We start from the raw sequence: 12,163 nt of genomic DNA, 5'->3' as shown, positions 1-12,163 counted from the left end.
CGGCGTGCCCGCCCCCCCCGGGCGGCCCCCGCCCCCCCCCCCCCCGCCCCCGGGGCGGGGGCGGCCCCCCGGCGGGGGGGGGGGGGGGGGCCCCCCCCCGACGAGGTGTCGGCGGCAATCGCGAGTGCCTTTGGCGCGTACGGCCAGGAGTACCAGGCGCTACTCACGCAGATTTCGGCTTTCCAGAACCAATTTCAGCTGTCACTGGCCGCGGCGGCCGGCGCCTATGCAAACGCCGAGACCGCCATCGCCACCGGCTTGCAGGGCTTGCTGGGCGGCGCGCCCGGGCAGACCTTCGGGCCGACCGCGGCTGCACTGCCGCCCTTCCCGCCCAATCCGGTGTCGATCATCATGGGCGGCACCGGCGTTCCGATCCCCACCGCAAAACTGATCGATGGCGCTATCAATCTCTACATCCGCCCCGACGCCCAGCACCCCACCGTCTCATTCCCGCTCTACACACCCGAAGAGCTGTACCCGCTCACCGGTGTTCGGAGCATGACCCTGAATGCGTCAGTGCAAGAGGGCCTGAACATTCTTCACAACACTCTTACCGAGCAGTTGGCCGATCCCGCCAACAAGGTGACCGTGTTCGGCATCTCGCAGAGCTCCGTCATCGCCTCGCTGGAGATGCAAAGGCTTGCGGCCCTGGGCAATCCATACGTCGGCCAGCTCAACTTCGTACTGACCGGCAACGAGATGAACCCCAACGGCGGCATGCTGTCCCGCTTCCCCGGTCTTTCGCTGCCCGCCCTGGGATTGGACTTCTACGGCGCGACCCCGTCCAACACGCCATACCCGGTCGCCAACTACACACTCGAATACGACGGCTTCGCCGACTTCCCCAGGTACCCGATCAACTTCCTGGCCGACCTGAACGCGTTGGCCGGCATCGTCTTCGTGCACCCCACCTATTTCGACCTGACGCAGGCCCACGTCGACAGCGCCGTGCAGCTGCCGACATCGCCGGGATACAACGGCAACACCACCTACTACATGATCCCCACCGAGAACCTGCCGCTGCTGGCGCCGCTGCGGGCGATTCCGGTGATCGGCAATCCGTTGGCCAGCCTGATCGAACCGGACCTGAAGGTGCTGGTGAACCTGGGCTACGGCGACCCGTACCACGGTTACTCGACAAGCTACGCCGACGTGCCCACCCCGTTCGGGCTGTTCCCGGAGGTGCCGCCGCACGTCATCGCCGAGGCGTTGGTCGCCGGGACGCAGCAGGGCATTCACGACTTCACCCGCGACGTGCAGCTCCTTGCCGCGAATCCGGTGACGCTGCCGTCGTTCGCACCGCCGAGCACGGGCGACCTGATGACGGCCGCGTTGAAGCTTCCGTCGCCGGAGAAGCTCGTCAACACGGTTGCGTCGATCATCTCCGACGACTACGCCGTGCTGCTGCCCACCGCCGACATCGGCCTTTCCTTCGCGACGACCATGCCGCTGTACAACACTCAGCTCTTCGTGGAGCAGCTGGCGCAGGGCAACCTGATCAACGCATTCGGTTACCCGATCGCGGCCGACATCGGCTTGGCCACGATCGCAGGCGGGGTCGAAGGGCTCACGATACTCGCGGCGCTGAGCAACAACATCAAGGACATCCAGGGCCTGTTTGCCTAAAACATTTCACATACCGGACTCGCAAGGGACCCCCAGCGAATACACAGAAATTTAGGGTTGCTATCCACGCGATTTTCACCACCTAACGAGCGGACCGTTCTAGGCTCACTGGTGCCGGACTCTCCGATGGCTGCCCGCCCCAGCCCATCGACGCCGTAGCGGCGTTGGGTTCCGGCTGCCGCGAAATACATTGGCCGCGAAGGGATTCCGCATGTCTTATCTGACGACGCAACCGCAACTCTTGACCGCTGCCGCCGAGAACCTGGCGGGCTTGCAGGCGTCGCTCAGCGAGGTGAATGCGGCTGTCGCCGGCCAAACCACCGGGTTGGCTGCAGCCGCGGCTGACGAGGTGTCGGAGGCGGCCGCTCAGCTGTTCGGTGCATTCGGCCTGGAATACCAGGAAGTCATCGGTCAGGCGACGCTGTTCCACGAACAGTTCCAGCGGGCACTGGCGTCGGCCAGCATCGCTTATGCCGATGCTGAGTTCCTCAATGCAGCCGCCGTGGGGGGCGCCATTGCCGCCGCTTCTCCGCTCGAGGCGCTGCTGGCGCCGGTGATTGCGCCGCTGCAGCCGCTGTTGGCGCCCATCCAGTCATTGTTTGCTCCGGCGGTCAACGCGGTGGGCGCCGGCACTCCGGTCACGCTGCCGGTGGGTCCGCCGCCGGGGCTGGCCAACACCAACTTCGAATCTGTGTTGATCATGACCGGGAGCGGCACGCCGATCCCCTCACTGCCTTACATGGCCAGCGTCCGACCCTGGATCCAGTTCTTGACGGGGATGGCGCCGTCGCTACCTCTCAACACCCCCGAGGGCTTGTACCCCCTCACCCAGATCAAGGACCTGCCGCTTACCCAGTCGGTCCAATACGGCACGCAAATGCTGCACAACGCGCTGTTCGGGCCCACCGAAGGATTGATATCCCACGGCACAAGCGTTTCCGTGCTGGGTTATTCGCAGAGCGCAATTCTCTCCTCGATGGAGTTGCGCAACCTGATGGCCTTGGGCACACCGTTCGATCCGGCCACGCCACTGAGCTTCACCCTGCTGGGCAACCCGATGGCACCCAACGGCGGACTGCTGTCCCGCTTCCCCGGGTTGAACATGCCGGCGCTCGGCCTGAATTTCTTCGGACCGACCCCTACAGGTTCGGGCTATCCGGTCGACACGTTCTCGCTGCAGTACGACGGTTACACCCAGTTCCCGAAGTATCCGATCAACTTCCTGGCCGACCTGAATGCGTTCCTAGGTATCCAATCCGTACACGGCGACTATCCGAGCATCATCCGGGCGGACGGCACACTTGCTCCCGGTTACAACGCCATCCAGCTGCCGGTCTCGCCCGGCAACAACGGCCTGGACCGCTACTTCCTGATCACCTACGACGGTCTGCCGCTTGTGCAGCCGCTGCGCGCAATTCCGGTGTTCGGCAACGCATTTGCGGACTTGGTCGAACCGAACCTGACCTACCTGGTCAACTGGGGGTACGGTGACCCGCACCTCGGCTACTCGACCGGCTACGCGGACGTGCACACACCGTTCGGGTTGCTCCCGCCGATCCCGGAGAACTTCATCGGCGATCAGATCGCCCTCGCCAACCAGGGCTGGAATGCCTTCGTCGGCGATATCAGCGCCATGGTTCCGACGTCACTGCCATCGCTGACCGACCTCCTGCCGAGCGGCGGCGGCGGTGGCGGAGGCGGAGGCGGCCTTCCGTTCGCATTGCCACCCGCAACCGGCTTCTCCGTCGACGGCATCTTCGACGCGATCAAGGCGGCAAACACCAACGTCACCACCGCAATTACCAGTGCGGCCGCCGACGGCTATGCCCTGCTGCTACCGACCGCCGACATCGCGAACACGATCGCCACCACCCTCCCGTCGTATAACTTCAACCTGTTCCTCGACGGAATCCAACAAGCCGTCAACGGTGACCCGATGGGGATCGTCAACGCATTCGGCAATCCGGTCGCCGCGGACGTCGCACTGCTGACTCTGGCCGGCGGGTTCCAGACCATCGTGACGATCGACACGATCTCATCGGTGATCGGCGACCTCACCGGTACCGCGACCTGACGACTTGACCTGGCCGGCGCGAGGTGCCGGCACTCCAGCCCGCCGCCAAGCCGATGTGGCTTGGCGGCGAGTCTTTTCTTCGTGCAGTAGAGCTCAAGAGTTCATACGGGATACCCGTGGAATTACAAGCGAATTCACAGGAACTTCCCGTAATCGACTCATCATTTGACGACCCGCCCGATCTAGGCTCACTGGTGCCGGGCTCCCCGATCGGCTGACCGCCCCAGCTCATCGACGTCGTAGCGGTGAGGGTTCCGGCCACGAAACACATTGGCCGTGAAGGGATCCCGCATGTCGTTTTTGACGACCCAACCGCAGTTCTTGACCGCAGCCGCCGAGAACCTGGCTGGCATCCAGGCGTCGCTGGCCCAAGCCAACGCCGCCGTGGCAGGCCCGACCACAGGAGTGGCCGCCGCCGCGGCCGATGAGGTGTCCATCGCGATCTCGAACCTGTTCGGTCAATTCGGCCAGGACTATCAGGCGCTCCTTCAGCACGCGAATGCTTTCCACACCGCATTCACCCAGGCGCTGACCTCCGGCGCCAACGCCTACGCGCAGGCCGAGACGACCGCCCAGGCGATGCTGATGGGCGGCGCTACGACGGCCGCCGCACCCGCGGCCGCACAGACCAGCTTGCAGGGCACGATCTACAGCCTGATCATCGGCGGCAGCGGCACGCCGATACCGTCGCAAACCTACGTCGACAAGGTTTTCAATTACGTTCAGCAGACGTTCCCGTCCGCGCTCCTGGCGAACGCGCAGGCATTGTTCACTCCCGAAGGCCTGCAACCGATTTACACCGGCATCAAAAGCCTTCCGCTCGACACCTCGGTGATGCAGGGACTTCAGATCCTCGACAACTCCATCAACAGCACGCTTGCCGCACATGCCGGTGACAGCGTTTCTGTGTTGGGCTATTCGCAGAGCGCGATCATCGCTTCGCTGGAAATGCGCAACCTGTTGGGCAATCCACTGGCGCCGGCGGCAAACCAACTCGGATTCACCCTGTTGGGCGACCCGATGAACCCCAACGGCGGTCTGTTGGCTCGCTTTCCCGGTCTGAACCTGCCAAGCCTCGGCCTCGACTTCTACGGCGCGACACCGCCGAACACGCAGTACGCGACCAACATCTACACCCTCCAGTACGACGGTTTCGCGGACTTCCCCCGGTACCCGCTCAACTTGCTGTCCGACCTCAACGCCTTCCTGGGCATCCAGACCATCCACGGCCAGTATCCGAACCTCGACCCGGCGCATCTTCCGGCCGGCTACAACCTGGTCACCCTGCCCGGTTCGAACGCGCTGACCGGCCAGGGCGAAACCAACTACTACATGATCACCCACCCGAATCTGCCGCTCACCGCTCCGCTGCGCGCCATCCCCGTGATCGGCAACCCGCTCGCCGACCTGGTCGAGCCGGATCTGCGCATCCTGGTGAACCTGGGCTACGGCGACCCGAACTTCGGCTACTCGACCTCACCGGCGAATGTCCCCACCCCGTTCGGAGTGATCCCGGACGTGAACTGGCTTTCGGTCGGCAACCAGCTCGTGGCCGGGGCCCAGCAGGGTGCCAACGCATTCCTGGCAGACATCGGTGCCATGACCCCGTCGGCCCAGAGCGTGCCGGCCATGCTGACGTCGGCCTTCGGATCGGGTGGCGCCGCGGCGAACAGTGCACTGGCCGCGGTGCCGACTTCGACCAACGGCATCATCAATGCCATCGAGACCGCGAATACCACTGTCACCAACGCATTTACGAACGCGACCTCGAACGCTTACGCGGTGTTCCTGCCGACGCTGGACATCGCCAACGCTCTCGTGACCACCATGCCGTCCTACGACCTCAACCTGTTCCTGAACGGGATGGAGCAGATCATCGACGGCGACCCGACCGGTGGACTCATCTACGCCTTGGGTGCGCCGCTGGCCGCCGACACGGCAATAACCACCCTTGCCGCCGGCTTCCAGCTGATCGTGCTGCTCAATACGGTCGAGTCGATCCTCGGAATCGGCTAGTCGTCGCTCAAGGCTCCAGCACCACTTTGCCGAGCACCCCGCCGGCGTCCAGTGTCTCCAGTGCGGCCCGGGCCTCCGACAGCGGATAACGCTGTGGCGGTGGCGGTTTCAGCCCCAGCGCGACCAGTTGGTTGAGGCCCGCGGAGAACTGCACGGCCGAACCCGGGACCTTGTTGAGGTACTCACCCCAGGCGACACCCAGGACGCCGACGTTGCGCAGCAACAGCTGGTTGACGGTCAACGTCGGGATGCTTCCTGCCGCGAACCCGATCACCAGCAACTTGCCATCAATCGCCAAGGCGCGGATGGCGTCGTCGAAGGCGCGGCCACCGACGGGATCGACGACGATGTCCACCCCTTGGCCGTTGGTGTGTTCGTGCACCTTGTCGACCCAACCGCGGGCCAGGTGCAGCACGTGATCAGCGCCGAGCGCCGCAACGTAATCCATTGCGCTTTCCCGGTGTACGACGCCGATCACCTGGCTGGCGCCCATGGCCTTGGCGATCTGGACAGCGGCCGTGCCCACCCCGCCGGCGGCGCCGAGCACCAGCACCGTCTGACCGGGACGCATCACCGCCCGCCGCGACAGTGCGAAATACATGGTGTTGTAGTTGACCAACAACGACACGGCTTCGGCGTCGTCGAGCTCGTCGGGGCTGCGAATCACGTTCGAAACCGGTACGGCGACCCGCTCGGCGTAGCACCCGAGCACGCCGAACGCCGAAACCCGTTCGCCCACACGAAAACCCGACTCCGCGGGCGCCGAACGCACCACTCCGGCAGTTTCCATGCCCGGCACGAACGGCGGCGACAACTTGAGCTGGTATTTGCCTTTGGTCAGAAGCAGGTCCGGGAAGCAGACTCCGGCGGCACGTACCTCGATGACGATGTTGCCATCGCCATCGGATACGTCGTCGATATCGGTATAGACCATGCCGGACGGGCCGGAAAGCTTCTGAACGACACAGGCTTTCATTACATTTAAAGCTTGAATCCAGCTTTTTGCGCCGCCGACAGGTCGGTGATCTCACTCCAGTGGTCCGCGACGTCCTGCACCGTCGGCGGCTTGTCGAAGTTGAGCCCCTCGTTCTGGAACAGTGCCACCCGCTGCACCTTGCCACCGCCGACGACGAAAACGGATGCGTTGTCCGGGTTTTCCTCGGTGCACAGGTAAGCCACTACCGGCGCGACGAACTCGGGCGTGAGCTTCTCGAGCACCTCGGCCGGCATGATGTCTTCGGTCATCCGGGTGGCGGCGATCGGGGCGACGGCGTTGGCGTGGATGTTGTACTTGGCGCCCTCCAGCGCCAGGGTGTTGATCAGGCCGACAAGTCCCAGCTTGGCGGCCCCGTAGTTGGTCTGGCCGAAGTTGCCGAACAATCCGCTGGTCGAGGTGGCGACCACCACCCGGCCGAAACTCTGCTCGCGAAAATGCGGCCACGCGGCGCGAATGACGTTGTACCCGCCATACAGGTGCACCTTGAGCACGGCGTCCCAGTTCTCGAACGTCATCTTGTGGAAGGTGCCGTCGCGCAGAATTCCGGCGTTGCTGACCACACCGTGCACTGCGCCGAACTCGTCGAGCGCGGTCTTGATGATGTTGGCCGCACCCTCGGGCTCGGCGACGCTGTCGTAGTTGGCGACCGCGCGGCCGCCCGCGTCCCGGATCTCGGTGACCACCTGGTCGGCCATCGCCGATCCGCCGCCGGTGCCGTCCCGGGCACCGCCAAGGTCGTTGACGACGACGCTCGCGCCCTCCCGGGCGAGGGTGAGGGCGTATTCACGGCCCAATCCGCCACCGGCTCCGGTGACTACGACGACGCGATCCTGCACTCCGGGCATCAGGTTCCTCTCTGGGGGCTATCAATGTTGAGCACCGGCACCGGGAGACAACCGGTGCCGGCGCGGGCGGACGTCAGGCTAGAACAGTTTGCGAGCCAGCTTGAAGGCTCGGTCGGTGTAGGGCGGGTAGATCATCGCGGAGAAGTCGGGCCGGGTCGGCTTGGTCAGCACCGACTTGCGGTGGCTGAACTCATCGAACCCCCACTTCCCGTGGTAGGCACCCATGCCCGAGTGGCCGACGCCACCGAACGGCAGCTTGGCGGTCGACACCTGGAAGGCGAGGTGGTTGACCAGCATGCCGCCCGCGGACACCTCCCGGATCACCCGCTCACGAGTGTCCTTGGACTTGGTGAACACGTAGGCCGACAGCGGCTTGGGACGCGAGTTGACGAAATCGATCGCCTCGTCGAGCGAACCGACCGTGATCACCGGCAAGATCGGGCCGAAGATCTCGTTCTGCATCAGCGGCCCTTGCGGATCGGGGTCCACGACCACCGTGGGCTGGATACGCAGACTCGATGCATCGCACTTGCCGCCGGCGGCGACCTTGCACTTGGCGCCGGCCTTCGCCTCGGCCTCGACCTCGCTGAGGTAGCCGCTGAGCCGGTCGAACTGGCGCTGGTTGACGATGCGCAATCCGGCCTGGTTCTCCTTGGCCCGGAACTTGGTCAGGGAAGCGCCGATCTTCTCGACCAGCTCGTCGCGAATCGAGGCGTCGGCCAGCACGTAGTCGGGCGCGACGCAGGTCTGGCCGCCGTTGAGGATCTTGATCCAGGCGATCCGCTTGGCCGCAACGTCGACGTCCGCATCGGCCGCCACGATCACCGGGCTCTTGCCGCCGAGTTCAAGCGTGACCGGTGTCAGGTGCTTGGCCGCACCCTCGTACACCTTGCGACCGATCTCGGTGCCGCCGGTGAACAGGACGCGGTCCAGGCCCTGGGCGATCAGCTCCTGGGTGACCGCACCGTCGCCCTCGACCACCGCGACAGCGTCTTTGTCCAGGTACTTCGGCACCAGCTCGGCCATCACCCGCGACGACGCCGGCGCGATCTCGGACGGCTTGAGGATCACGGCGTTGCCCGCCGCCAGAGCGCCGACAGCTGGACCCAGCGTCAGGTAGATCGGGTAATTCCACGCGCCGATGATCAGCACGGTCCCGTAGGGCTCGTATTCCACCCAGCCACGGCCGGGCAGCTGCGGGGCCTCCAGCAGCAGGTACTTGCGACGGGTCCACTTGCGCAGTTTCTTGGCCGCGTACTTGGCCTCACCCGCCGTGGTGGCGATGTCGGCGATGAACGCCTCGACAGCGTTGCGGTCCAGGTCTTCGGCGAGAGCGGCGGCGATTGCCGGCTCGTTCTCTTCCACCAGCCTGGCCAGCTGCAACAACTGGTGCTTTCGCCAGGCGATGTCTCGGGTGCGTCCGGTGGCGAAAGTCCGGCGCAGCCGGGCCACGGTTCCGGGGATGTCGGGTGCTTCGGGGGCCGCGTGCCCATTGGCAGCCCCGGAGGCGGGCTCAGAGCCGGCCTTGGGTGGGGATTCGGTAGTCATCGTTGTCCTTCCTTCCCGTGATAGACGCGATCCTAGTCACCCCGCTCGGGCGGCAGTAGGACGGCAATGGGAAAGATCAGGACAAACCGATCGTCAGTGTTTGGCCGCCGTCACGAAACTGTTCAGGAACGGGCGGTCTTCGGTCTGCGGCGGCCGCCCCAACCGTGCCCCTTCGTCGCGCGCGGACACCGCCTCGGCCGCCCATCCGCCCGCGGCGAACCAGTCCGCCGGGTCGGGACGGCCCTCGTCGTCGAACCACAGATCGAACGGGTTGAACGACGTGTCCTGGCCGCGTGCCGCCCGCCGGGCACGGAGTTGCTCCCACCTCTGCTGCGCTTCAGCACGCTTCTCGCCGTCGACGCCGAAGACCTCGACGGCTACCCGGCTGCCCGGTGCGCTCAGCGTATCGATCGAACCGAACATTGATTTCTGCGCCGCCGCCGGCAGGAACGGCAGCAGCCCCTCGGCCAGCCAGGCTGTCGGCCTGTCGACGTCGAAGCCGGCGTCGCGCAGCGCCCGCGGCCAGTCGTGGCGCAGGTCGACGGCAACCGGTCGGCGGTCCGCAGTCGGTTCAGCACCTATGCCGGCCAATGTGGCCGCCTTGTACTCGAGCACTTTGGGCAGGTCGATCTCGTACACGGTCGTACCGGCCGGCCAGTCCAACCGGTAGGCGCGGGAATCCAGCCCGGCGGCCAGCAGCACCACCTGCCGGATACCGGCCGCGGCAGCGCCGGCGAAGAATTCGTCGAAGAAGTGCGTCCGGACGGCCTGGTAGTTGATCATCTGCTGGGAGTCCACCGTGTACTCCGGGTCGTCATCCGGCTCGCGCGCCCACCACGCGGCCACCTGCTCGCGGACCGCGGCCAATTCCGGTGTGGACACCAGGGGCTCGGCGAACTCGTCCCGGATCAGGGGATCGGCGCCGGTGGTTTCCGCGGCGCGTGCCAGCGCGACCATGACCGCGGTCGCTCCCACGCTTGTCGCGATGTCCCAGGAGTCGTCCGCGGTGCGCGGCATTACAACCGCTCCGCGGTCACAAACTCGGAGAACGCGTCCTTGTCGTCGGCCATCGGCACTTCGGCAACCCAGCGGCCCAACCGCTGCATCTCGTCGGCGGAACTCTGTCCGACGGCCCGCCAGCCGTGGTCGTTGAGCCAATCGGCTACGGGGGCCCGATGCTCGTCGCGATACATCAGCTCGCCGACGTCGATGGTCTCCTCGAGACCGATCTGCTCGGCGACCTTCTTGAACCGCGCCCGCATCTGCTCGCGCCGTTCGTCGGCATGGGAGGCGGCGGTCTCCGCGGCGATCCGGCTTCCCGGCGGGCTCAGCTCTCCCACCTGGGTGAACAACCGGTCCTGCGCTTCGGCCGGCAGGTACATCAGCAGTCCCTCGGCCAGCCACGCCGTCCGCGCGGTCGGGTCGAATCCCGCCGCGCGCAGGGCGGCGGGCCAGTCCTGGCGCAGGTCGACGGCCACCGCACGGCGGTCCGCCGACGGCGTCACGCCGTTGTCGGCCAGCGTCGCGGACTTGTATTCCAGCACCTGCGGCTGGTCGATCTCGTACACCGTGGTGCCGGCCGGCCAGTCCAGCCGGTAAGCCCGCGAATCAAGTCCCGAGGCCAGAATGACGATCTGCCTGATCCCCGCTGCGGCGGCATCGGCGAAGAAATTGTCGAAGAAATTGGTTCGCACCGCCTGGTAGCCCCGCATATGTCGGATCATCGCGGCGGCTTCGGCGTCCATGCTCTCGACCTTGGCCGCCACGGCCGGGTCCAGCATGGCCTCCCACAACACCCCGGCATTGGCCTGGGTGACCAGCAGCTTGGCGTAGGGATCGCGGATCAGCGCGTCGGGCTGCTCGGTTTCGACGGCCCGCGCCGCGGCCACCATGACGGCGGTGGTGCCGACGCTGGTCCTGATGTCCCAGGTGTCGTCGTGGCTGCGCAGTGTGCTCATCCGCGTGGTCTCACTCTCTACGAATCGTCAACTGATCTAGTCGCCCACATCAGCGTGGTGGTGACGGCCTCGTGGGCCAGGTCGTCGGGTACCGGCCGGCCCAGCCGCGCCATCTCCTGGTGGTTGGCGATGCTGTCCACCTGCCAGCCGTGCTCGGCCAGCCAGTGCGCCGGGTCGGACCGGTCCGGCTCGTGATAGGTCAGGGCCTCGACGTTGACGTCGAGACCCAGCCGGTCACGCATCCGGTTCCAGCGCTGCCTGTTCCCGTCGATCCGCATCGTGAATGCCTCGACGGCGATGCGACTGCCCGGCGCGCTCAACTCGGTGCACATCTCGAACAGCCGGTCCTGGGCGTCGCTGGGCAAGTAGGCGAGCAGGCCCTCGGCCAGCCATGCGGTCGGCCGACCGGGCTCGAAGCCGGCGGCGATGAGGGCGGCCGGCCAGTCGTCCCGCAGGTCGACCGGGACGGCGTGGCGGTCCGTGGCCGGCGCCGCGCCGTGCGCAGCCAGGATCGAGGCCTTGTACTCCAGCACCTTCGGCTGGTCGATCTCGTACACTTCGGTGCCATCCGGCCAGTGCAGCCGGTAGGCCCGGGAGTCCAGACCGGCGGCCAGGATCACCACCTGGCGGATGCCGGCTTCGCCGGCGGCGGCGAAGTATTCGTCGAAGTAGTGGGTGCGCACGGCCTGGTAGTCACAGCCGATCCGGTGCAGCCGTTGCCCGTGCCGGTCCCCGTCCAGCCAGGCGATCTCGGGATCGGCCAGCCTTGCCCAGGCCGGACCAGCCGACGAGACCAGCACGGCCGCGAACTCGTCGCTGATCAGTGGGCGCGGTCCCGCAGTCTCGACCGCGCGCGATGCCGCAACCGCCAAAGCGGTGGCGCCGACGCTTTCGGTGATTTCCCAACTGTCGCCGGCAGTCTGTGGACGCCGTAGTGAACTGGCGCACAAACCGTATAGGTTGCCTAACTTATTAGGTACCATGGGCGGGTCATGACTGATCTCGACTCGCCCTCGCTGCGCACTGCCGGCGACAACTGGGAAATCACCGAAAGCGTCGGCGCCACCGCTTTGGCGGTTGCGGCATCGCGCGCGGTCGA

At 66.0% G+C, this 12,163-nt stretch carries 9 protein-coding genes and 1 pseudogene; 4 read left to right on the top strand and 6 right to left on the bottom strand.

Features of this window, described 5'->3' with window-relative positions; genetic code table 11:
• From A9X01_RS11310 to A9X01_RS11300, 3 genes are all read left to right on the top strand, one after another.
• On the top strand, positions 1–1,626 hold a 1,626-nt coding region (locus tag A9X01_RS11310), incomplete at its 5' end, for a PE family protein (protein ID WP_081282328.1).
• A 211-nt stretch (positions 1,627–1,837) separates the two neighbouring features.
• A complete protein-coding gene (locus A9X01_RS11305) occupies positions 1,838–3,700 on the top strand; it encodes a PE-PPE domain-containing protein (RefSeq protein ID WP_065120868.1) in 1,863 nt (620 codons plus the stop codon).
• A 291-nt stretch (positions 3,701–3,991) separates the two neighbouring features.
• Positions 3,992–5,716 (top strand): PE family protein, encoded by a 1,725-nt coding sequence (locus A9X01_RS11300; RefSeq protein WP_065120867.1) that lies wholly within the window; start codon positions 3,992–3,994, stop codon positions 5,714–5,716.
• Positions 5,717–5,723: 7 nt separating this feature from the next.
• On the opposite strand, the gene A9X01_RS11295 is transcribed toward A9X01_RS11300, so the two are convergent.
• The 6 genes from A9X01_RS11295 to A9X01_RS11270 form a co-directional block, all read right to left on the bottom strand.
• A complete protein-coding gene (locus A9X01_RS11295) occupies positions 5,724–6,692 on the bottom strand; it encodes an NADPH:quinone oxidoreductase family protein (protein ID WP_065120866.1) in 969 nt (322 codons plus the stop codon).
• Between the two features lie 5 nt (positions 6,693–6,697).
• On the bottom strand, positions 6,698–7,558 hold the full coding sequence (locus tag A9X01_RS11290) for an SDR family NAD(P)-dependent oxidoreductase (protein ID WP_065120865.1): 861 nt from the start codon (positions 7,556–7,558) through the stop codon (positions 6,698–6,700).
• 78 nt (positions 7,559–7,636) lie between these two features.
• Positions 7,637–9,106 carry an aldehyde dehydrogenase family protein gene (locus A9X01_RS11285; RefSeq protein ID WP_065120864.1) on the bottom strand — a complete coding sequence of 490 codons (1,470 nt, stop codon included), beginning with the start codon at positions 9,104–9,106 and terminating at the stop codon, positions 7,637–7,639.
• A 93-nt stretch (positions 9,107–9,199) separates the two neighbouring features.
• A complete protein-coding gene (locus tag A9X01_RS11280) occupies positions 9,200–10,123 on the bottom strand; it encodes an SAM-dependent methyltransferase (protein WP_065120863.1) in 924 nt (307 codons plus the stop codon).
• On the bottom strand, positions 10,123–11,055 hold the full coding sequence (locus tag A9X01_RS11275) for a class I SAM-dependent methyltransferase (RefSeq protein ID WP_155772031.1): 933 nt from the start codon (positions 11,053–11,055) through the stop codon (positions 10,123–10,125). Before A9X01_RS11275 ends, A9X01_RS11280 begins: the two co-directional genes overlap by 1 nt.
• Positions 11,056–11,081: 26 nt before the next feature.
• Positions 11,082–12,047 carry a class I SAM-dependent methyltransferase gene (locus A9X01_RS11270; RefSeq protein ID WP_065120861.1) on the bottom strand — a complete coding sequence of 322 codons (966 nt, stop codon included), beginning with the start codon at positions 12,045–12,047 and terminating at the stop codon, positions 11,082–11,084.
• A 9-nt stretch (positions 12,048–12,056) separates the two neighbouring features.
• Here A9X01_RS11270 and A9X01_RS29815 point away from each other — a divergent pair.
• Positions 12,057–12,163: pseudogene (locus A9X01_RS29815) on the top strand (SAM-dependent methyltransferase); the annotation flags it as partial.

This window comes from Mycobacterium asiaticum (assembly GCF_001668675.1).
GTDB classification, from domain to species: Bacteria; Actinomycetota; Actinomycetes; order Mycobacteriales; family Mycobacteriaceae; genus Mycobacterium; species Mycobacterium asiaticum_D.
Note: the sequence above shows the minus strand (reverse complement) of the source record. Positions and strands in the feature narration are given on the sequence as shown.

Bases quoted from the DNA above. Each gene is read 5' to 3' on its own strand.
- A9X01_RS11280 (WP_065120863.1), bottom strand. From the start codon at position 10,123: ATGCCGCGCACCGCGGACGACTCCTGGGACATCGCGACAAGCGTGGGA.
- A9X01_RS11295 (WP_065120866.1), bottom strand. From the start codon at position 6,692: ATGAAAGCCTGTGTCGTTCAGAAGCTTTCCGGCCCGTCCGGCATGGTC.
- A9X01_RS11290 (WP_065120865.1), bottom strand. From the start codon at position 7,558: ATGCCCGGAGTGCAGGATCGCGTCGTCGTAGTCACCGGAGCCGGTGGC.
- A9X01_RS11305 (WP_065120868.1), top strand. From the start codon at position 1,838: ATGTCTTATCTGACGACGCAACCGCAACTCTTGACCGCTGCCGCCGAG.
- A9X01_RS11300 (WP_065120867.1), top strand. From the start codon at position 3,992: ATGTCGTTTTTGACGACCCAACCGCAGTTCTTGACCGCAGCCGCCGAG.
- A9X01_RS11270 (WP_065120861.1), bottom strand. From the start codon at position 12,047: ATGGTACCTAATAAGTTAGGCAACCTATACGGTTTGTGCGCCAGTTCA.
- A9X01_RS11285 (WP_065120864.1), bottom strand. From the start codon at position 9,106: ATGACTACCGAATCCCCACCCAAGGCCGGCTCTGAGCCCGCCTCCGGG.